This is a genomic window from Mesorhizobium sp. 10J20-29, assembly GCF_054130485.1.
Genome location: NZ_CP199156.1, coordinates 3,046,267 through 3,065,281 on the forward strand (window position 1 = coordinate 3,046,267; position 19,015 = coordinate 3,065,281).

At 66.0% G+C, this 19,015-nt stretch carries 22 protein-coding genes; 3 read left to right on the plus strand and 19 right to left on the minus strand.

All coding sequences use genetic code 11. The features are described 5' to 3' along the window. Positions 1-38: 38 nt before the first annotated feature. Positions 39-647 carry a DUF922 domain-containing protein gene (locus ACT2BZ_RS14530; RefSeq protein ID WP_457935847.1) on the plus strand — a complete coding sequence of 203 codons (609 nt, stop codon included), beginning with the start codon at positions 39-41 and terminating at the stop codon, positions 645-647. A 21-nt stretch (positions 648-668) separates the two neighbouring features. Here the strand turns inward: ACT2BZ_RS14530 and ACT2BZ_RS14535 are convergent, their stop codons facing one another. The 4 genes from ACT2BZ_RS14535 to ACT2BZ_RS14550 all read right to left on the minus strand — a co-directional run bounded on the left by ACT2BZ_RS14535 (position 669) and on the right by ACT2BZ_RS14550 (position 3,710). Further along, positions 669-1,661, minus strand: coding sequence for an endonuclease/exonuclease/phosphatase family protein (locus ACT2BZ_RS14535; protein WP_457935848.1), 993 nt, complete (start codon positions 1,659-1,661; stop codon positions 669-671). A gap of 89 nt (positions 1,662-1,750) precedes the next feature. Then, positions 1,751-3,253 (minus strand): AMP nucleosidase, encoded by a 1,503-nt coding sequence (locus tag ACT2BZ_RS14540; protein ID WP_457935849.1) that lies wholly within the window; start codon positions 3,251-3,253, stop codon positions 1,751-1,753. 73 nt (positions 3,254-3,326) lie between these two features. Then, positions 3,327-3,509 carry a hypothetical protein gene (locus tag ACT2BZ_RS14545; RefSeq protein WP_457935850.1) on the minus strand — a complete coding sequence of 61 codons (183 nt, stop codon included), beginning with the start codon at positions 3,507-3,509 and terminating at the stop codon, positions 3,327-3,329. A 30-nt stretch (positions 3,510-3,539) separates the two neighbouring features. Beyond that, positions 3,540-3,710: a hypothetical protein gene (locus ACT2BZ_RS14550; RefSeq protein ID WP_457935851.1), complete on the minus strand. Its 171-nt coding sequence runs from the start codon at positions 3,708-3,710 to the stop codon at positions 3,540-3,542. A gap of 171 nt (positions 3,711-3,881) precedes the next feature. On the opposite strand from ACT2BZ_RS14550, the gene ACT2BZ_RS14555 reads away from it, so the two are divergent. Then, positions 3,882-4,586, plus strand: coding sequence for a glutathione S-transferase family protein (locus tag ACT2BZ_RS14555; RefSeq protein ID WP_457935852.1), 705 nt, complete (start codon positions 3,882-3,884; stop codon positions 4,584-4,586). Between the two features lie 67 nt (positions 4,587-4,653). Here ACT2BZ_RS14555 and ACT2BZ_RS14560 read toward each other — a convergent pair whose 3' ends face one another. After that, positions 4,654-4,995 (minus strand): DUF2147 domain-containing protein, encoded by a 342-nt coding sequence (locus ACT2BZ_RS14560; protein ID WP_457935853.1) that lies wholly within the window; start codon positions 4,993-4,995, stop codon positions 4,654-4,656. A 422-nt stretch (positions 4,996-5,417) separates the two neighbouring features. On the opposite strand from ACT2BZ_RS14560, the gene ACT2BZ_RS14565 reads away from it, so the two are divergent. Continuing rightward, positions 5,418-5,684, plus strand: a complete 267-nt coding sequence (locus ACT2BZ_RS14565) for a sel1 repeat family protein (RefSeq protein ID WP_457935854.1) — start codon at positions 5,418-5,420, stop codon at positions 5,682-5,684. A 186-nt stretch (positions 5,685-5,870) separates the two neighbouring features. Here ACT2BZ_RS14565 and ACT2BZ_RS14570 read toward each other — a convergent pair whose 3' ends face one another. The 14 genes from ACT2BZ_RS14570 to ACT2BZ_RS14635 form a co-directional block, all read right to left on the minus strand. Beyond that, positions 5,871-6,485 (minus strand): YitT family protein, encoded by a 615-nt coding sequence (locus tag ACT2BZ_RS14570; RefSeq protein ID WP_457935855.1) that lies wholly within the window; start codon positions 6,483-6,485, stop codon positions 5,871-5,873. 77 nt (positions 6,486-6,562) lie between these two features. Beyond that, complete coding sequence (locus ACT2BZ_RS14575) at positions 6,563-8,548, minus strand: ATP-binding protein (protein ID WP_457935856.1); 1,986 nt, start codon at positions 8,546-8,548, stop codon at positions 6,563-6,565. Positions 8,549-8,654: 106 nt separating this feature from the next. Continuing rightward, a complete protein-coding gene (locus tag ACT2BZ_RS14580) occupies positions 8,655-9,179 on the minus strand; it encodes a GNAT family acetyltransferase (protein WP_457935857.1) in 525 nt (174 codons plus the stop codon). An 83-nt stretch (positions 9,180-9,262) separates the two neighbouring features. Continuing rightward, entirely contained in the window at positions 9,263-9,889 is a 627-nt protein-coding gene (locus ACT2BZ_RS14585; protein WP_457935858.1) for a glutathione S-transferase family protein, read from the minus strand. Positions 9,890-9,990: 101 nt separating this feature from the next. Continuing rightward, entirely contained in the window at positions 9,991-11,202 is a 1,212-nt protein-coding gene (locus ACT2BZ_RS14590) for an ABC transporter permease (RefSeq protein WP_457935859.1), read from the minus strand. A gap of 1 nt (position 11,203) precedes the next feature. Next, on the minus strand, positions 11,204-11,914 hold the full coding sequence (locus ACT2BZ_RS14595; protein ID WP_457935860.1) for an ABC transporter ATP-binding protein: 711 nt from the start codon (positions 11,912-11,914) through the stop codon (positions 11,204-11,206). Continuing rightward, positions 11,911-13,170 carry an efflux RND transporter periplasmic adaptor subunit gene (locus ACT2BZ_RS14600; RefSeq protein WP_457935861.1) on the minus strand — a complete coding sequence of 420 codons (1,260 nt, stop codon included), beginning with the start codon at positions 13,168-13,170 and terminating at the stop codon, positions 11,911-11,913. The genes ACT2BZ_RS14595 and ACT2BZ_RS14600 overlap by 4 nt, the downstream gene beginning before the upstream one ends. A 119-nt stretch (positions 13,171-13,289) precedes the next feature. Beyond that, on the minus strand, positions 13,290-13,643 hold the full coding sequence (locus ACT2BZ_RS14605) for a DUF2200 domain-containing protein (RefSeq protein ID WP_457935862.1): 354 nt from the start codon (positions 13,641-13,643) through the stop codon (positions 13,290-13,292). 46 nt (positions 13,644-13,689) lie between these two features. Then, the gene (locus ACT2BZ_RS14610) at positions 13,690-15,297 is read right to left on the minus strand and encodes a carboxyl transferase domain-containing protein (protein ID WP_457935863.1); all 1,608 of its coding nucleotides are present in this window, start codon (positions 15,295-15,297) and stop codon (positions 13,690-13,692) included. Between the two features lie 4 nt (positions 15,298-15,301). Beyond that, the gene (locus tag ACT2BZ_RS14615) at positions 15,302-15,682 is read right to left on the minus strand and encodes a type II toxin-antitoxin system VapC family toxin (RefSeq protein WP_457935864.1); all 381 of its coding nucleotides are present in this window, start codon (positions 15,680-15,682) and stop codon (positions 15,302-15,304) included. After that, positions 15,682-15,993, minus strand: a complete 312-nt coding sequence (locus tag ACT2BZ_RS14620; RefSeq protein WP_457935865.1) for an AbrB/MazE/SpoVT family DNA-binding domain-containing protein — start codon at positions 15,991-15,993, stop codon at positions 15,682-15,684. The genes ACT2BZ_RS14615 and ACT2BZ_RS14620 overlap by 1 nt, the downstream gene beginning before the upstream one ends. A 112-nt stretch (positions 15,994-16,105) precedes the next feature. After that, positions 16,106-17,269, minus strand: coding sequence for an isovaleryl-CoA dehydrogenase (locus ACT2BZ_RS14625; protein ID WP_457935866.1), 1,164 nt, complete (start codon positions 17,267-17,269; stop codon positions 16,106-16,108). After that, positions 17,250-17,876, minus strand: coding sequence for a TetR family transcriptional regulator (locus tag ACT2BZ_RS14630; protein WP_457935867.1), 627 nt, complete (start codon positions 17,874-17,876; stop codon positions 17,250-17,252). Before ACT2BZ_RS14630 ends, ACT2BZ_RS14625 begins: the two co-directional genes overlap by 20 nt. 65 nt (positions 17,877-17,941) lie before the next feature. Next, on the minus strand, positions 17,942-18,946 hold the full coding sequence (locus ACT2BZ_RS14635) for an AI-2E family transporter (RefSeq protein WP_457941327.1): 1,005 nt from the start codon (positions 18,944-18,946) through the stop codon (positions 17,942-17,944). Positions 18,947-19,015 lie beyond the last annotated feature (69 nt).

The window sequence follows — 19,015 nt, forward strand, 5'->3', positions numbered from 1 at the left end:
CCGCGATGTGCTGTCCTAGCGCATCCGGAGACATCCCGATGCGGCTTTTCGCATGGACCTTGGCAGCTCTGCTTGCCGTCTGCGTCGGGGTCCCCGGCCAGGCGTCGGCATCCGTCACGGTCAAGGAAAAGACCGTCCACTACCGGATCAGCGGGGTTACCGGCGTCGCGCTGCTCAAGGCCATGGACCGCCGCGGCCCCAAGCATGGCTTCCGGACGCGCGCCATCGCGCAGACCAGCTACTCCCCAGCCTGGACCATCGAGTGGAGGGAGACGGCCAAGGACTGCCGCGTCGAGCGCGTCTCGGGCGTGGTCTCGGTCACCTACACCTTTCCTCAGGCTGCCGATACGCTCTCGCCGGGGATGAACCGGCGCTGGCGGACGTTTCTGGCCGGCGTGACGAAGCACGAGCGGATGCATGGCAAGATCGCTACCCAGATGGCCAGGGCGGTGGAAAAGTCCATCTCACGCCTGAAGATCAGCAATGACCCCGGCTGCCGCAAGGCGCGCCGCGAGACCAAGCGCCGGATGGCCGAGATCTATGCCGACTACGAGCGGAAGCAGTACCGTTTCGACGCCCTGGAGCATCGCGAAGGCGGCAAGGTCGAGCGGCTGATTGATGCGCTGGTCCTGGCACCCGGCGTCTGACACCGCCGGTCGGTCAGAAGGTCAGGTGCCGCCCGGCGCCAGCGCTGCGGTGATCGACTGGGCGGGATCCACCGGCTTGCGCCTTGGCGGATCGAGCGAGAACTCGACCAGCACGGGCAGGTGGTCGGATCCCACAGGCTCCAACCTCCGGGCCGAGTGCACGCGCACGTTGCCCTTGGCGAACACCTGGTCGATCGGCAACCCGGTGAAGCGCAGGAATTCCGGCAACAGGCGGTAGTGCCACGTGGCGCCGATCGGACCGACCTGCCGCAGCCCGCCGGCTTCCGCGATCTGCTGGGCCGCGGCACTCCAGGGCGTTGCGTTGAGGTCGCCGGCAAGCAGCACCGACTCCGGCAGGCCGGCGAGGTCGGCGGTCATCCCGGCGACCTGCTCCGCCTGGTCGAAGGGCCATGGCCAGTGCAGGTGCATGGCGGCGATGTCGAGCGGCCGGCCGCCGAAGTCGATTGTTGCGGTGGCGAAGGTGCCGCCGTCGATGCAGCGACCCTCGGCGCCTTGCGCGAAGGGCCGGAGCGACAGGATCGTCACCCCGCCGGCATAATTGTCCATCGTGCAGACCAGCCTGTAGGGATAGGCGGCCTCCAGCAGCGCGATCTTCTTTGCCCACATGGCGGAGACCTCGTTGAGGGTCACCACGTCGGGCCGCTCCCGCGCGATCAGCGACAGCACCTTTTCCGGCTCGCGATTGTCGAAGCGCAGGTTGATCTGCAGCAGCCGGTAGACCGGCTCGTCGCCGTCGCGCGGCGCGAACGCCGCATGCACCGGACGCAGCCCCGGCAGGAAGGCGGCGCCGGTTACCGTCGTGATGGCGGCCAGGCCGAAGGCAATCGCCATCAGCGCCTCGCGCCGGAAGGCGCCGAGAAGAAGCGGCACCGCGCAGGCAACCAGCAATATGGCGAGATGAATCCTGAAATGGGCGAAGGAATCGAAAGCCGGATGCAGCCGGCCGAAAAAACCGGCGACCAGCGGCAGCGAAATGAGCACGACGAGCGCCAAGGCGGTCGCTCCGAGAACAGGCCTACGATCCATGGCGCTGTTTAGCGGCAGGAATGCGGTTCATTCAAGACACCACGACTTTCCGGCACCTACTGGAAGGCAGTCTCCGAAAAGCTCCTGAGCTTGCGCGAATGCAGCCTTTCGGTCGGCATCTCGGCGAGCTTCTCCATCGCGCGGATGCCGATGGTCAGGTGCTGTGCGACCTGCCGCTTGTAGAATTCGGTCGCCATGCCCGGCAGCTTGAGCTCGCCATGCAGTGGCTTGTCGGAGACGCAGAGCAGCGTGCCGTAGGGCACCCGGAAGCGGAAGCCGTTGGCCGCGATCGTCGCCGATTCCATGTCGAGCGCGATGGCGCGCGACTGCGACAGGCGCTGCACCGGCCCGCGCTGGTCGCGCAGTTCCCAGTTGCGGTTGTCGATGGTGGCGACGGTTCCGGTGCGCATGATCCGCTTTAGGTCGTAGCCGGCGAGCCCGGTCACCTCGGCGACCGCCTCCTGCAGCGCCACCTGGATCTCGGCGAGCGGCGGGATGGGCACCCAGACCGGCAGGTCGTCGTCCAGCACGTGGTCCTCGCGCACATAGGCATGCGCCAGCACGTAGTCGCCGAGCGCCTGGGTGTTGCGCAGGCCCGCGCAGTGGCCGAGCATCAGCCAGGCATGCGGCCTCAGCACCGCGACATGGTCGGTGATCGTCTTGGCGTTGGACGGGCCGACGCCGATATTGACCATGGTGATGCCGCCATGGTTCGGCTTGGTCAGGTGGTAGGTCGGCATCTGCGGCAGCCGCGACGGCACCGGACAGTCTGCCGGCTTTTCCTCGCCCGCCGGCGTGACGACGTTGCCGGGCTCGATGAAGGAGGAGTAGCCGGCGCCGCCCTTCGACATCAGTTCGCGGGCATAGAGGCAGAACTCGTCGATGTAGAACTGGTAGTTGGTGAACAGCACGAAGTTCTGGAAATGCTGCGGGCTGGTGGCGGTGTAGTGCGACAGCCGGTGCAGCGAATAGTCGATGCGCTGTGCCGTGAAGGGTGCCAGCGGCCGGTCCTCGCCGGGAACCGCCTCGAAGGTGCCGTTGGCGATATGATCGTCCGTCCCGTCGAGATCTGGCACGTCGAACAGGTCGCGGATCGGCCGCTTGATCCGCTCGGCGATCGAGCCGTCGACATGGGTGCCTTCCAGGAAGGCGAAATGCAGCGGGATCGGCGTACGGGACTCGGCCACCGTGACGGGCACGCCGTGGTTGCGCATGATCAGCTTGAGCTGTTCGAGCAGGTAGCTCTCGAAAAGGGCGGGCTGGGTGATCGTCGTCGAGAAGGTGCCGGGCGTCGGCATGTGGCCATAGGCCTGTCGCGAGTCGACCTGGCTGTAGGACGACGTCGTGACGCCGACTTCAGGATAGAAGGCGCGGTACCGCTTGGCCGGGTCGGCGCCGTCGCCGAGCGCTTCGAAGCAGTCGCGCAGGAACTGGGTGTTGCGGGCGTAGAGCTGCTTCAGCGCCTCGACAGCCGACTCGGCGTCGGTGAAGCTTTGCCGCTTGTAGGGCTCGGGCGAGACGACCGATTCGATGGGTTCAGGGTAGATTCGCTTTTCCATGGCCCCTTATAAGGAAGAGCGTGCCCGAACGGGAGGGGCAGAACGGCCAAAAGCGCCGTCCACGCGCGGGGGCTCAGGAACGCTGCAGGCTGACCATCAGCACCAGGCCGGCGCCGCGGTTCTTCATGGTCGGCGCTTCGATCGTTGTCGTGTCGGCTGCCCGAACGCCATGAATGGCCATTACCGGCGTGGCGACGACCAGCGTCACCAGCAGTGCGCGGCGGATCAGTTTCAGGCTGTCATTCATGCGGTTCATTTTCTTGCTCTTTCCTTGGGCGCTGGGCGCCTATTCCTCGTATGCGTACTTGCAGGCGTTGATGCCGTCGGTGAGGCAGGGCACCACCTCGGCGAAGCGGCGGGGATGCTGCGTCCTGCTGACCTCGGCGACGAGAACTGCGAAGAACATCCCGAACAGGGTGGTCAACAGACAGACGATGGTGAACCGGCGCGCTAGCATGCTTGTCTCCCTCAATGCGGGGACAATGCCCGAGCGCGACTGAACCGCCTCTGAGACAGCCGTTCATCTTCGGTTCAATTTTATTGACAGCACCGCGCGGCCGCTCCGCTTGCGCTTTGGTCGCGGGGGCTTATCTGCAGGGTTCAATCATCGAAGCGGAGAATTGACGCAATGACGACCCAGACCAAGCCGATCGAACTCTACTACTGGCCGACGCCGAATGGCTGGAAGATCACGATCATGCTGGAGGAGCTGGGCGTTCCCTACGAGATCAAATACATCAACATCGGCGCGGGCGAGCAGTTCGAGCCGTCATTCCTGAAGATCGCGCCGAACAACCGCATGCCGGCGATCGTCGATCCCGAGGGCCCGGACGGCCAGCCGATCTCGATCTTCGAGTCCGGCGCCATCCTGCAGTATCTCGGCCGCAAGTTCGCAAGGTTCTCTCCGGCCGACGAGCGCCAGCGGGTCGAGGTCGAACAGTGGCTGTTCTGGCAGGTCGGCGGCCTCGGGCCCATGGCCGGCCAGGCACATCACTTCCGGCAATATGCGCCCGAGAAAATCCCCTATGGCATCGACCGCTACACCAACGAGGTCAATCGGCTCTACGGCGTCATGAACAAGCGCCTGGCCGATCGCGACTTCCTGGCTGGCGACTATTCGATCGCCGACATGGCCGCCATCGGCTGGGTCAAGCCCTACAAGAACCAGGGCCAGGAGCTTGAGGACTTTCCCCATCTCAAGCGCTGGTTCGAGACGCTGACGGCAAGGCCCGCCGTGCAGCGCGGCCTCGAGGTCGGCCAGGAGCACCGGCGCAACCTCGCCGATGACAAGGAAGCCCAGAAGGTCCTTTTCGGCCAGCGCGCGCGCGGCTGAGCGCCGGACCTTCGTCTCCAGAACGATCCGGGCGGCGGCTTCGCGCCGCCCGGATCGGATTATCGGATTAGAGCTTCGACCAGGTCTGCGACTTGCAGAAGATCGCGGCCACGCAGCCCTTCATCTTCAGCGAGTTGCCGGAAAGCTGGCCTGACCCGCTATAGGTCTTGTCGTCGGCAGGGTCCGTGATCGAGCCCTTGTAGCTGTTTGCGCCGTTGGCCGTCATCTTGCCGATCTGCTTTCCGGCGTGCTTTCCGGTCTTCAGCTTGATGCAGAACTGGCCGCCGCAGGGCGCGATTCCGGCCGTCTCGCCGGATGCCGTCTTCCAGTTGCCTTCGATCGGGTCGGCAAGCGCTGCTCCCGTCACCATCAATGCGGCCGCCAAGACAATCGTGAACCTGCCGAACATCCCGTTTCCTCCCTGGGTTGTCTGAACGCGCACCGGCGCGCGGATGTCACGCTATGACAAACCGGATCGCAGCGGAAGCGGTGCCGCAGCGGCAGTCGGCATATGATTCTTGGCGACCCCCAATCGTCCGAAATCGCCCGTCGGACCCCCCAAATAAAATCGTCGAGTCGTTTGCGTGGTTATCAAAGCCTTGCCGGGAAAGGCCGGCATTTTCATCAGTTTTTCGGCGATTCCGCGTCATGCCGGGCTTCGCATCCTTAATGATTTCCGACATTTACCTCTTGTTTGAACTTTATTCGCAGCAAATTAAGCACGCCATTTAACGACGGATTCAAGCCTCGCCGCCATGCTTCGAAGCATCGGAAGGGCAGCCCCGGGGACAACACGGGAAGCCGCTCTCGGAGCTGACAGGGGACTGAAAAATGGCACGTTTTGAAATACTTGAGCAGGGCGTCGGCGTCATGGGGGCAAGTGCCCAGGCTGACATTCTCTTCGAACTGGGCCTGATGTATGCCACCGGCCGCGATTGCGAGGTCGATGTGATTGCCGCCCACAAATGGTTCAACATCGCGGCGATCAAGGGTTCGGCCCGCGCTGCCGAACTGCGCTCGGAACTCTCGGTCTCGATGAGCAAGTCCGACATTGCGCAGGCCCTTCGCGAAGCCCGCGAATGGATGACCATGCACTGAATTTTTGCTCCTCCAGGCAAAATAGGGCCAAGCCGCAGCAAGACGGCAGGCTCCAAGACAAGAGCGCGATCGATCGCGCCGGGTACAGGTGAAGGCGATGTTCGGGCGTGGGGACGCCTGGGACGGACTGTCGAAAAGCCGCGACCGGTTGGCACAAACCGGCGCGGTTTTTCCGTTTTGGGGCAATCAGCTCATGCCGAGATAGCGGCCCGGGCGGTGGTTGATCGCCAGGATCAGGTTGATCACCAGCGCGCCGAGGATCGACAGGGCAACCTTGTCGAGAGGCAGGGTGAAGAAGGCTGCGACCAGGATCAGGAAATCGACGATCAGCTGGAAATAGCCAGCGCGAATGATGTTCCTGTCCTGCAGGTAGACCGACAGGATGTTGAGGCCGCCGAGGCCCGCGCGATGCCTGAACAGGATCAGCAGGCCGATGCCGACCAGCCCGCCGCCGGCCACCGCCGCGTAGACCGGTTCGACATGCGCGACGGAAATCCACGTCGGCGTCAGCCGCGAGAACAGCGACACCAGCGCCACGGCAGCGAAGGTGCGCAGCGTGAAGGGCCAGCCCATGCGACTGATGGCGAGCGCGTAGAAGGGCAGGTTGACGATGAAGAAGATCGTCCCGAAGCCGTAGCCCGTCGCGTAGTGGGCGAGCAGCGAGACGCCGGCCACGCCGCCGACCGTCAGCGTCGCCTGGGCGTAGAGCGTGAGCCCCAGCGCCGTCAGCAGCGTGCCGAGCAGCAGCGCCAGCATGTCCTCGTAGAGCTTGTGGCGTTGCGGGAGCTGAACGTCTGTCATGTCGGGTTTCTGCAGCAGAGGTAGGGGGCTTATAGTGCGGTAGGGCAGGCCGGCGCGGCCGGCAATCGGCTATGCGGTCAGTCCGTTTCGACGAACCGCACAAGCACCGTGCCGTCGGTGATCTGAGCGCCTTCGGTGGCGATCTCGGCGATCACGCCGTCATGCGGTGCGGCGATCGTGTGCTCCATCTTCATCGCCTCCAGCACCAGCAGCGCCTGACCCTTGATGACGCTGTCTCCGGCCGCCGCACGCACTAGCTTGACCAGTCCCGGCATCGGCGCGCGCAGGCTTGCCGGGCCCGCCTCCGCCTCGGCGGCGCGTTCGAAGGGGTCGTCGACGGCGAAGCTGAAGGCTGCGCCGTCCGAAAACACCGTGACATGACCGGGCCAGCTTGCCGCGCGCGGCGGGCGCACGCCGCCCGCGCGGGGCTGGCCCTCGTGGTCTTCGCCGGGCCGGATCGTCACCGTCGTGCCGTCGGCAGCAATCCGGAAGCCGCCCTTCGCGTCGGCAGCCACCAGCGCCTCGATCTCGCGCTCGCCCCGCCGCAGCACGACACGGCGCGCCATCGGGTGGAAATGCGCATAGCCGGCAAGGCTCGACCACGGATCGGCGGAACCCCCCGCCTCGCCGGCACCGCTTGCCGCGAGCGCTGCCCGCGCGACCGTTTCGGCGGTCGGCTCCGCGCTGGCGGTCAGTGCTTCCTGCCGGCGTCCAATCAGCCCGGTATCGACTTCGCCGGCGGCAAACTCGGCGTCGCGCGCCAGCGCCACGAGGAAGGCGGCATTGGTCACCGACCCGGCGATCTCGGTCGCCTCCAGCGCACCGGCCAGCCCGGCAAGCGCGCTCGCCCGGTCCGGACCGTGCACCACCAGCTTGGCGATCATCGGGTCGTAGAAGGGCGAGATGGCATCGCCGGCCCGCACCCCTGTCTCGACGCGCAGCAGGCAGCCGGGAAGCACTTCCGAGGGAAAATCGAGATGGTGCAGCGTGCCGATGGCCGGCAGGAAGTTGCGCGACGGGTCCTCGGCATAGAGCCGGGCCTCGAAGGCATGGCCGCAGAGTTCGATCTCGGCCTGCGTTTTCGGCAGGTTTTCGCCCGCCGCCACGCGCAACTGCCATTCGACGAGGTCGACGCCGGTCACCATCTCGGTCACCGGATGCTCGACCTGCAGGCGGGTATTCATCTCCATGAACCAGAAGCGGTCCGGTTTCAGGCCCTCACTGGCATCCGCGATGAATTCGATCGTGCCGGCGCCCGAATAGCCGATCGCCTTGGCGGCCTTTACCGCCGCGTCCGTCATCGCCTTGCGCATGGCCGCCGTCATGCCGGGGGCAGGGGCCTCCTCGATAACCTTCTGGTGGCGGCGCTGCGCCGAGCAGTCGCGCTCGAACAGATGCACCGCGCCGCCATGATTGTCGCCGAACACCTGCACTTCGATGTGGCGCGGCTTCTCGACATATTTCTCGACCAGCACCGCGTCGTCGCCGAAGGCGGCCTTGGCCTCGCGCCGCGCGCCCGACAGCGCCTCGGCGAAATCGTCGGGACTGTCGACGCGCCGCATGCCCTTGCCGCCGCCACCGGCGCGCGCCTTGATAAGCACCGGATAGCCGATCTCGCGCGCCTTGCCGGCGAGCAGCACCAGCCCTTGGTCCTCGCCGTGATAGCCGGGCACCACCGGCACGCCGGCCTTCTCCATCAGCCGCTTGGCGGCGTCCTTCAGCCCCATGGCGCGGATCGACGCCGCCGACGGGCCGATGAAGACCAGACCGGCCAGGGTCACCTGGTCGACGAAGTCGGGATTTTCCGACAGGAAGCCGTAGCCGGGATGGATCGCCTCGGCGCCGCTCGCCTCGGCCGCGGCGATGATCGCCTCGCCACGCAGGTAGCTCTCGCCGACCGGCGCCGGCCCGATCCGCACGGCCTCGTCGGCCATCTGGACATGCAGCGCGCCGGCATCCGCGTCGGAGTAGACGGCCACCGTGGCGACGCCCAGCCTGCGCGCCGTGCGGATGACGCGGCAGGCGATTTCGCCGCGGTTGGCGATCAGGATCTTGGAAAACATGCTTCCTCCGGCAGGAAAGGCGGCCAAGGGGTCATCTCCGCCGCCTTATAGACCGGTTGTCGGACCCGCGTCACCAGAGCCGGACCGGCAATGCGGGCAATACCGCCTATTTCTTGCGCACCGAACTCGTCTTCGCCTTGCTCCGCGCCGGCACGTCTTCGGTCTGCGGATCGGGGCCCTCGTCCATCTCGACCTCGACGCTGAGGCGCTGGTAGACGCCGAGGCCGACCACCAGCGCGACGCCCGACAGCAGGAGAAAGGTCGGATAGATCATGTTGCTGACGTCGTCCTTGCTCGCGGCGAACACGGCGACCAGCGATTCGAGGAAAACCGCGATGGCGATGGTCGACATGAACTTGGTCATGCTCCGCCGCGCCTCGCCGGCCTTGCGCATCTCGCGGCCGCGTATGGCCTCCTCCTCCAGCAGGTACTTGCCGACGTCGAAGACGGCGATGGCGATGACCGTGTAGCCGACGGCCTCGAGCAGCGCCCCGCCGACCGCCGATTCCGGTATCCAGAAGGCGTGTCCGACCTGGAAGGCGGCATAGACGATGAGCGCGCCGGCCAGCAGCATCAGCGCCGTGCTGGCGATGCCGAAGGCGATGCGGGCGATCAGGTCGAACAGTTGCATGGCGCTCCCCTTTCCGGACCTTTGCCGGCATTGCGCAATCTAGCGCCCGGCGCGCGCGAGGCAACCGCTGGAGGGCGCTCGGCCTATGCCGGCGGGATGAAGGGCTGGCTGATCTCCTTGAACACCGGCATCGCCTCCAGCCGCTCGCAATGCGCCAAGAGCGCGGGATAGTCCTGCATCGCCACGAGATCAGGCAGCGATTCGGTGACATGGCGGATGGCGCAGGCCACGGCGATGTCGGCATGGCCGAAATCCTCGCCGAACCAGTAGGTAATCTGCCGCTCGGCGCGGTCTTCCTCGAGCACCGACAGCGCGCCGGCAATCTGCGACTTGCAGCGCTCGACCCAGATCGGCGAGACATGTTCGTGCAGCCGGTATTCGTAGAACAGGCTGACGGGCTTGTCGGCCAGCCCGGTGGCGAGGCCCGAGACTTTCAGCGCGCGGTGCCGGTCGGGTTCCTCCGCCGGCCAGAGCGATTTCTTGCCCGGCGCCTGCCTGTCGAGATGGTCGAGCATCAGGTTGCAGTCGACAAGCACGTCCTCGTCGTCGAGCACCAGAACCGGCACCCGCATCAGAGGATTGTACGGGCGGATCTTGTCCTTGTCGGAGAACACCGACCACGGCCGGTGGTCGAAGGCGTGCCCGTAGAGGCGGAGTGCAATGCCGACCCGGCGCACGAAGGAGGAATCATACTGGCCGATGAGAATCATGGATCACCCCGCAAGACAGCATGGCTGACATGTTTGTCGAGCGACCGGAAGAATGCAACGTAGCGGCTGCTGACAGCCTTGCGTCAGCAGTGACGCGATCCCTACTGGTGGCGCAGCGCGTCTATCGGGTTCAGCCGGGCGGCGCGGCGTGCGGGGAAATAGCCGAACACCACCCCGACCATCGCCGAGAAGCCGAAGGCCAAGAGCACGATCAGCGGGTTGGGCGAGAACGGCACCCGCAGCAGGTTGGCGCCCAATGCCCCAAGCGCGAGGCCGAGCATGATGCCGATCAGCCCGCCGAGCAGCGACAGCACGATCGCCTCGACGAGGAACTGCATGAGCACTTGGCGCTCCTGCGCGCCGACTGCGAGGCGGATGCCGATCTCGCGCGTGCGCTCGGTCACCGAGACCAGCATGATGTTCATGATGCCGATGCCGCCGACCAGCAGGCTGACGGCCGCCACGGCCGACAGCAGCCCGGTCAGCACGCCGGTGATGCCGGTCAGCACGGAAGCGATCTGCTTCATGTCGAAGACGTTGAAATCATCTTCCTCGCCGGCCGAGATTCGCCGACGCTCGCGCATCAGGCGTTCGATCTCGCCCTTGGCCTTGACTGTCGACACGCCGTCGCGGACCGCCACGAAGATGATCGATACGTCGGTATTGCCGGCGATGCGCCGCTGGAAGGCCTTGATCGGCAGCAGCACGAAATCGTCCTGGTCGGTGCCGAAGCTCGAGACGCCCTGTTCGTCGATGACGCCGATCACGCGGCAGGATATCGTCTTCAGCCGCAGGTCCTGGCCAAGCGGGTTGCCGCTGCCGAACAGCTCGCGCCGCACGGTCTGGCCGAGCAGGCAGACAGCCGCGCCGGTGCGCAACTCGCTTTCGTAGAAGGGCCGGCCGAGTTTCACCGGCATGTCGCGCGCCTCCAGATAGCTGCTGTCGGTGCCGGTCACGCTGGTCGAATGGTTTTCGTTGCCGAGGATCGCGGTCATCGTCCGCGTATTGGCCGGCGCCGCCGCGCGCACGCCCGCGACCTGCGCCTGGATCGCCTCGACATCCTTCATGTCGAAGGCGGCGGCGGTGCCGCCGGAGGTCTGCGGGCCCTGCTGGGGCTGGCCGGGGCGCACCATCAGAAGGTTGGTGCCGAGCCTGGCAACGTCCTTGGTGACCTGCGCCGTCGAGCCCTCGCCGACCGTTACCATGGCGATCACCGCGGCGACGCCGATGACGATGCCAAGAACGGTGAGGAAAGAGCGCAGCGCATTGCGGAAAATCGCCTGCAGCGCGAGTTTGATCGTTTCCCACAGCATGTCAGGCTGCCCGCTGCTGCGTGACGTCGCTGTCGATGCGGCCGTCGACGAAGTGCACCAGGCGGTCGGCATAGTCGGCCATGTCGGCCTCGTGCGTCACCATCACGATGGTCATGCCATCGTCGCGGTTGAAGCGGGTCAGCAACTCCATGATCTCGCGGCTGCGCGCCGTATCGAGATTTCCGGTCGGCTCGTCGGCCATGATGACGGCCGGTCGCCCGACGATGGCGCGCGCGATCGCCACGCGCTGCTGCTGTCCGCCGGAGAGCTGAGACGGATCGTGGTGTTCGCGGCCTTCCAGCCCGACTTTGGCCAGCGCCTCCATGGCCTGCGCCCGGCGCTCGGCGGCACCGATGCCCTTGTAGATCAGCGGCAGTTCGACGTTCTCGAGCGCCGATGTGCGGGCCAGCAGGTTGTAGCCCTGGAAGACGAAGCCGATGTAGTTGCGCCGAAGCAGCGCCCGCTGGTCGAGCGACAGCGCCCCGACATCGACCCCCATGAAGCGGTAATGTCCGTCCGACGGAGCATCGAGGCAGCCGAGCACGTTCATCGCCGTCGACTTGCCCGACCCGCTCGGCCCCATGATCGCGACGAATTCCTTCTCCGCGATGGCAAGGTCGACGCCGTCGAGCGCGCGCACCTCGGCGTCGCCGGTGCCATAGACCTTGGTAATCGCTTCGAGCCACATCAGGGGCGGGGCCTCCGGTGTCATGTCCCGTCCGTCTGGTCGGTGATCGCCGCGTCGCCGGGCGCGACATCGCCCTCCACGATGGCCGTTTTCAGCCCGTCGGTGGCGCCGGTTCGCACCGGCACCGCGACCGCCGTGCCGTCGCGCAGGACCCAGAGCGTGCGCGAGCCGTCAGCGGCGGCCTCGTTCGACGCCTCGGCGGGGCCGCCGGGTCGGCGCGGCATGATCAGGCCGAGCAGCCCGCCGCCGCTGCTTTTCTGCTCCACCTCGACCGGCGGCGCGAAGCGCAGCGCCGCGTTGGACACCAGCAAGGCATCGGGTATCTGCTCTACGGTGATGTTGGCCGTCGCGGTCAGGCCCGGGCGCAGCAGTCCGGCGGAATTGTCGATGCTGAGGATCGCCTGGTAGGTGACCACGCCGTCGACCGTCTGCGGGGCATAGCGCAGTTCGGCGATCTCGGCCGGGAAGGTCCGGCCCTGGTAGGCCTCGACGGTAAAGCTCGCCTTCTGGCCGACGCTCACCGTGCCGACATCCGCCTCGTCGATGTCGACGCGCAGTTCCATCTGCGCCAGATTCTCGGCGATGGTGAACAGCACCGGCGCCTGCAGCGACGAGGCCACGATCTGGCCGACATCGACGTTGCGGGTCAGCACCACGCCGTGGATCGGCGAGCAGATGCAGGCCTTGGTGAGGTTGGTTTCCTCCATCCTGAGATCGGCTTCGGCCACCTTGACGTCGGCGCGCGCCAGCGCCACGCCGGCCTCGGCGCGGGCCTGGCCCGCGGCCGCCGCCTGCAGCGACTGGACCGACACGACCTTGCGCATCGCCAGCTCCTTGATGCGGTCGTACTGCTCCTTGGTCTCGGCAACCGTGGCCTCCGCCTCCGCAACGCGGGCGAGCTTGGAGTCGAGTGCCGCGCGGCTCCGCGCCAGCGAGGCCTCGAGCTTGTCGGTATCGAGCTGCGCCAGCACCTGGCCGACCGTCACCGTGTCGTTGTGGTCGACATTGACGGCGCGAACGGTTCCCGACAGTTCGCTCGAAATCTCGACGAGGTTGGTCGGTTCGACCGTACCCGTTGCCGTGACGGTGACTGTCAGGTCGCCGCGCTCGATCTCGGCGGTCAGGTAGGTCTGCGCGTCGCCCTGCGAGGACTGCGCGATCCAGTACCAACCGGCAAGCCCGAGCAGGACGATGGCCAGTCCAGCCAGCAGCATGCGCCGGGTGCGTCCCTGCGTCTTGCCGACGCCGATTACCTTCTTGATGTCCGGCCGGTCCGCCACGCGTCGTCTCCACAGCTTCGATCTGTGGACCTAGTTCGCGACGCCCGGCGGCACCTTGATACACGTCAATGCAGGGTCATTGCCGGCAGGCCGCTCTCCGGAGGCAAACGCGCTCCAACTCAGTCGCTGCGCAGGATTTTTTCCATTTTCTTGCCACGCGCCAGTTCGTCGACAAGCTTGTCGAGGTAGCGGATTTCGCGCATCGTCGGCTCTTCCACCTCCTCCACGCGAACGCCGCAGACCAGGCCCTTGATCGATGCGCGCGCGGGGTTCGGACGGGGAGCCTCGGTGAAGAATGTCTCGAAGTCGGTCTCGTCCGCCAGGATTCTCTCGAGACCGTCGACGTCATAGCCGGTCAGCCAGTGGATGATCTCGTCGACCTCGGCCTTTGTACGACCCTTCCTTTCGGCCTTCGCCACGTAGAGCGGGTACACGCTGGCAAAACTGGTCGTGTAGATGCGGTGCTTTGTCATGGGCCCTCCCATTCACGCCAGCCATCCTCGGCGGCGCTGCCGGTCGCTACATCCTGAACACGCCGAATTTCGTGTCGGGGATCGGCGCATTGAGCGCGGCCGAGAGCGACAGCGCCAGCACCTCGCGTGCCTTCGCCGGGTCGATGATGCCGTCGTCCCAAAGCCTTGCCGACGAATAGAGCGGGTGGCCCTCGCGTTCGTATTTTTCGAGGATGGGCGCGCGGAAGGCGGCTTCCTCCTCGTCGCTCCACGCGCCGCCCTTGCGCTCGATGCCCTCGCGCTTGACCATCGCCAGAACGGTCGCCGCCTGTTCGCCGCCCATCACCGAGATGCGGGCGTTCGGCCACATCCACAGGAAGCGCGGCGAGTAGGCGCGCCCGCACATGCCGTAATTGCCGGCGCCGAACGAGCCGCCGATGATCATCGTCACCTTCGGCACGGCGGCGGTCGCCACCGCCGTCACCAGCTTGGCACCGTCGCGTGCAATGCCGCCCGCCTCGTACTTCTTGCCGACCATGAAGCCGGTGATGTTCTGCAAGAACACCAGCGGGATCTTGCGCTGGCAGCACAGCTCGATGAAGTGCGCGCCCTTCAGCGCGCTCTCAGAAAACAGCACGCCATTGTTGGCAATGATGCCGACCGGCATGCCGTGCAGATGCGCGAAGCCGGTGACCAGCGTCGTGCCGTAGTTCTGCTTGAACTCGTCGAACTCGGAGCCGTCGACAATGCGGGCGATGATCTCGCGCACGTCGTAGGGCTGGCGCGTGTCGCCCGGCACGATGCCGTAGATCTCCTCCGCTGCATGAAGCGGCGGAATCACATTCTGTAAGACAGCGCTTACCGGCTTGTTCCGATTCAGGTTTTTGACGATGCGCCGCACGATCGCCAGCGCGTGTTCGTCGTCCTCGGCGAGGTGGTCGGCAACGCCCGACAGCCGCGTGTGGACGTCCGCGCCGCCGAGTTCCTCGGCGGTCACGTCCTCGCCGGTCGCTGCCTTGACCAGCGGCGGGCCACCTAGAAAGATCGTCGCCTGGTTCCTCACCATGATGGATTCGTCGGCCATCGCCGGCACGTAGGCGCCGCCCGCCGTGCACGAACCCATGACGCAGGCGATCTGCGGAATTCCGGCCGCCGACATCGTCGCCTGGTTGAAGAAGATGCGGCCGAAATGATCGCGATCCGGAAACACCTCGTCCTGGTTGGGCAGGTTGGCGCCACCTGAATCGACGAGATAGATGCAGGGCAGGTTGTTCTGCAGCGCGATCTCCTGCGCGCGCAGATGCTTCTTCACCGTCATCGGGTAATAGGTGCCGCCCTTCACCGTGGCGTCGTTGACGACGATCATCACCTCGCGGCCCTCGACGCGGCCGACCCCCGCGATCATGCCGGCCGACGCGATGTCGCCGCCGTAGAGATCCCAAGCGGCGAACTGGCCGATCTCGAGGAACGGCGAGCCCGCGTCGATAAGCTGCGCCAGCCGCTGCCGCGGCAAGAGCTTGCCGCGCGACTGGTGCCGCGCGCGCGCTTCCTCGGAACCGCCTTGCTCGACGGTGGCGGCCTTGTCCGCAATGTCGGCGACCAGTGCGCGCATCTTCTCGGCATTGGCGCGGAAAGCGTCGGAAGCAGGCGAGATGGAGGAGGTGAGGGCGGGCATGGGATTACCTGATCTGTTCGACGGCACAGCCGGGACTGACCCGCGACCAAGCCTTGTCAGAGGTGAGCGCGGTGGCGTCGTGCCGGATGGCAGCGCCGAGGCAGGCACGGTCGGCAAGCGACAGGCCGGCCGCGGCGGTGAGCGGACGCAAGTCCATGGCTAGGTCCGCAAGATCCGTATCGAACGCGATCATCCGGATGCCGAGAAGGCCGATCACTTCGCGCGCGGCGGCAGGCGTCATCCCGGCATCGACCAGCTTGCTGCCGACCTCGACGGCATTGACGACACACAGACCTGAATTGGCGAGCCGCTCGCTGACGAAGTCGGCGCCCGGCTCACGGTTCAGCACGGCGAGGACGGCGGATGCATCAAGCATGTAGCGCATCAGTCCCGTTCTTCCCTGGCGGCCTCGGCGCGGCGGTCTGCAATGAGTTCGTCCACCAGCGATATGCCTTTCGGAACGACGCGCCGGACCATGTCCTGCGCCCGGCGCACTGCGACCTTCTGGGACATGAGGCTTAGCTCGCCGTCAACGACGCGTGCAATCAGCGTGTCTCCGGGTTTCACGCCGAGCGCCGCCCGCATTTCAGCCGGTATCACCACACGGCCGCCGTCCCCGATGCGAAGCTGCGCCCGCGCGACGTCGCTGGGTGGATCGAAGGGGGCTGGATCTTCGGACAGTCCGGACTTGGCCATTGGGAATTCCTCACGCTCGTCCAGTATGCCATACTATGCAAACTACGCCAACATTGTGTAGTTTGCCATGGTGCCAATGCCTTGCCACAGAAGGGCAAGTCTGGCTGAAATGTTACACCCCTTCCGCCATGATCTCCCGCCCGATCAGCCACCGCCTGATCTCGCTCGTCCCCGCGCCGATCTCGTAGAGTTTCGCGTCGCGCAGCAGGCGACCCGTCGCGTAGTCGTTCACGTAGCCGTTGCCGCCGAGCAGCTGGATCGCGTCGAGTGCCATCAGGGTCGCCTTTTCTGCCGCGAACAGGATGCAGCCTGCCGCATCCTTGCGCGTGCCCGGGCCGCGGTCGCAGGCCGCCGCCACGGCATAGACATAGGCGCGCGCCGCGCTCATCGTCGAATACATGTCGGCGAGCTTGCCCTGCACCAGCTGGAACTCGCCGATCGCCTGGCCGAACTGCTTGCGCTCATGCACATAGGGCACCGCGACGTCGAGGCAGGCGGCCATGATGCCGAGCGGCCCCCCGGCCAAAACGGTGCGCTCATAGTCAAGCCCCGACATCAGCACCTCGACGCCGCGCCCTTCCTCGTGCAGCACGTTTTCGAAAGGCACCTCGACATTCTCGAACACCAGCTCGCCGGTGTTGGAGCCGCGCATGCCGAGCTTGTCGAGTTTCTGGGCCACCGAAAAGCCCTTCATCGTCTTCTCGACGATGAAGGCGGTGATGCCGCGCGAGCGCGCGTCCGGGTCGGTCTTGGCGTAGACCACCATCGTGTCGGCGTCCGGCCCGTTGGTGATCCACATCTTGGAGCCATTCAGCACATAGCGGTCGTTGCGCTTCTCGGCGCGCAGCCGCAGCGACACGACGTCCGAGCCGGAGCCCGGCTCCGACATGGCAAGCGCGCCGACATGCTCGCCCGAACACAGCGGCGGCAGATATTTCTGCTTCTGCGCCGGTGTCGCCCAGCGGTTGATCTGGTTGACGCAGAGATTGGAATGCGCGCCGTAGGACAGCCCGACCGAGGCCGAGGCGCGCGAAATCTCCTCCATCGCCACGACATGGCCGAGATAACCCATGCCGGAGCCGCCGAAATTCGGGTCGGCGGTGATGCCGAGCAGGCCGAGCTCGCCTATTTCCTTCCACAGCGGGGCAGGGAACTCGTTGGAGCGGTCGATTTCCGCCGCCTGCGGAGCAATCCGCTCCTGTGCGAAGCGGCGCACCATCTCGCGCAGCGCGTCGATCTCCTCGCCCTGTCCGAAATCAAGCGTGTTCAGGTACATTCACCGTCTCCCGGGCTGCTGCGCCGACGAGGCGCAATGTCATGGCCAGATAGCTCTTCGTCACCTCGTCGACCGACAGCCTCTCGTCGGGCCGGAACCAGACGATCACGCCGGTGATCATCTGGATGATCGCCATCGCGGTCAGGCCGACATCCTCCATGACGAAGCTGCCGTCTTCCGCGCCCTCGCGCAGGATCTGGCGCAGTTCCTTCTCGTAGCGCGCGCGCAGGCGCAGCATGTGGCTGAGCCGCTCATGCGACAGGCTGCGTAGTTCCATGTTTGAGACGTGCGTGGAATGCCGCCGCGCCACGTGGAAGCGGATGTGGTTGTCGACGAAGGCGGCAAGGCACACCGCCGGGTCCGCGTTGCGGGGGCGCGCGGCGTCCCAGGCGGCGATCAGCGTTTCCATGTGCTCGTTGAGCAGCGTGAACAGCAGGTCCTGCTTGGTCGGGAAATAGCGATAGAGGGCTGCTGCCTGCACCCCCACCTCGGCGGCAAGCTGGCGCATCGACATGGCCTCGTAGCCATGGCGCGCCATCAGGCTGACCGCCGCCTCGCGGATCGCCGCCTCCGTTCTTTCGCCGTCCGAACCTGCCGTGCGTGCCATGCTGCTCCTCGACTTCGAGCAGAATAAAACAAACGTTCAATTCATTCAAGCGGCAAGGATAATCCTTAGTTCGGGGCTGACTTGCCCGCGTCTTGCGCCTCGCCCTTTCCGCCCAGGTAGTCGCCGACATAGATCTCGCGCACCAGCGTCAGCCCCAGGGCTGCGAGAGGCGTCGCAAGCGCCAGGCCGGCGAGGCCGAACAGCACGCCGAACAGCACCTGCATGGCGATCACCAGCGCCGGTGGCAGCGCAACCTTCTTCTGCTGGATCACCGGCGTGATGACGTAGCTCTCGAGCGTCTGCACGACGAGATAGACAACCCCGACAAGGAGCATCGCCGTCGGCCCTTGCGCGAAGGCAAGCAGCAGTGCCGGCACCGCTGCGATCACCGGACCGATATTGGGAATGAAGGCGAGCAGGGCGGCGATCAACCCGAGCAGGAAGGCGAGCGGAATGCCGATAGCCCAGAGGCCCGCCGCCGTCAGCACGCCGACGATTGCCATCGAGATCAGCTTGGCGGCGAGCCAGTCGGAAAGCGTCGCAGCCGCCTTGTCGAGCACTTCCTTGCCGCGCGGCCGGAGCGGCGGCGCAAGCAACGCCAGCAAGCCCCGGCGGTAGATGCCCGGGTCAAGCGCCCCGTAAAGCCCGATGAACAGGATGATCACCATGTTGCCGAGCGCGCCGAAGGTCGATGTCACGGCCATCGTCGCGGCATCGCTGCCGCCGGCCGACCACAGGCCGCGCGGGGTTGCGCGTTGGAGCAGCGCTTCGCCCCAGGCATAGCTCTCGACCCAGTCGCGCAGGCCCTTTGCTGCAGACGGGATCTGGTCGAAGAGTTCGTTCGTCTGCGTCATCACGGCCGGTGCGAAGGCGGCAAAGGCACCGGCCAGCGCGAGGATCAGCACAGCCAGGAAGATCGCCACGCCCGCATGGTAGGGCAGGCCGCTCCGCGTCGCGATCCAGCCGCCGCCCGAGCGCAGGAACACGGCAACCAGCACGCCGGCAAAGATCAGCAACAGCACCTGCGGCGCGACAAGCACGCCCACTGCGAGCACCGCGCCGATGACCATCAAGGATACTGACTGCTTGCTTCCCCTCATGCGGGGCGAACGGCCCACCCCTCGTTTCGTTCCGGGCGG

Bases quoted from the DNA above. Each gene is read 5' to 3' on its own strand.
- ACT2BZ_RS14530 (WP_457935847.1), top strand. From the start codon at position 39: ATGCGGCTTTTCGCATGGACCTTGGCAGCTCTGCTTGCCGTCTGCGTC.
- ACT2BZ_RS14540 (WP_457935849.1), bottom strand. From the start codon at position 3,253: ATGGAAAAGCGAATCTACCCTGAACCCATCGAATCGGTCGTCTCGCCC.
- ACT2BZ_RS14545 (WP_457935850.1), bottom strand. From the start codon at position 3,509: ATGAACCGCATGAATGACAGCCTGAAACTGATCCGCCGCGCACTGCTG.
- ACT2BZ_RS14550 (WP_457935851.1), bottom strand. From the start codon at position 3,710: ATGCTAGCGCGCCGGTTCACCATCGTCTGTCTGTTGACCACCCTGTTC.
- ACT2BZ_RS14555 (WP_457935852.1), top strand. From the start codon at position 3,882: ATGACGACCCAGACCAAGCCGATCGAACTCTACTACTGGCCGACGCCG.
- ACT2BZ_RS14560 (WP_457935853.1), bottom strand. From the start codon at position 4,995: ATGTTCGGCAGGTTCACGATTGTCTTGGCGGCCGCATTGATGGTGACG.
- ACT2BZ_RS14565 (WP_457935854.1), top strand. From the start codon at position 5,418: ATGGCACGTTTTGAAATACTTGAGCAGGGCGTCGGCGTCATGGGGGCA.
- ACT2BZ_RS14570 (WP_457935855.1), bottom strand. From the start codon at position 6,485: ATGACAGACGTTCAGCTCCCGCAACGCCACAAGCTCTACGAGGACATG.
- ACT2BZ_RS14575 (WP_457935856.1), bottom strand. From the start codon at position 8,548: ATGTTTTCCAAGATCCTGATCGCCAACCGCGGCGAAATCGCCTGCCGC.
- ACT2BZ_RS14580 (WP_457935857.1), bottom strand. From the start codon at position 9,179: ATGCAACTGTTCGACCTGATCGCCCGCATCGCCTTCGGCATCGCCAGC.
- ACT2BZ_RS14585 (WP_457935858.1), bottom strand. From the start codon at position 9,889: ATGATTCTCATCGGCCAGTATGATTCCTCCTTCGTGCGCCGGGTCGGC.
- ACT2BZ_RS14590 (WP_457935859.1), bottom strand. From the start codon at position 11,202: ATGCTGTGGGAAACGATCAAACTCGCGCTGCAGGCGATTTTCCGCAAT.
- ACT2BZ_RS14595 (WP_457935860.1), bottom strand. From the start codon at position 11,914: ATGACACCGGAGGCCCCGCCCCTGATGTGGCTCGAAGCGATTACCAAG.
- ACT2BZ_RS14605 (WP_457935862.1), bottom strand. From the start codon at position 13,643: ATGACAAAGCACCGCATCTACACGACCAGTTTTGCCAGCGTGTACCCG.
- ACT2BZ_RS14610 (WP_457935863.1), bottom strand. From the start codon at position 15,297: ATGCCCGCCCTCACCTCCTCCATCTCGCCTGCTTCCGACGCTTTCCGC.
- ACT2BZ_RS14615 (WP_457935864.1), bottom strand. From the start codon at position 15,682: ATGCGCTACATGCTTGATGCATCCGCCGTCCTCGCCGTGCTGAACCGT.
- ACT2BZ_RS14620 (WP_457935865.1), bottom strand. From the start codon at position 15,993: ATGGCCAAGTCCGGACTGTCCGAAGATCCAGCCCCCTTCGATCCACCC.
- ACT2BZ_RS14625 (WP_457935866.1), bottom strand. From the start codon at position 17,269: ATGTACCTGAACACGCTTGATTTCGGACAGGGCGAGGAGATCGACGCG.
- ACT2BZ_RS14630 (WP_457935867.1), bottom strand. From the start codon at position 17,876: ATGGCACGCACGGCAGGTTCGGACGGCGAAAGAACGGAGGCGGCGATC.
- ACT2BZ_RS14635 (WP_457941327.1), bottom strand. From the start codon at position 18,946: ATGGTCATCGGCGCGGTGCTCGCAGTGGGCGTGCTTGTCGCGCCGCAG.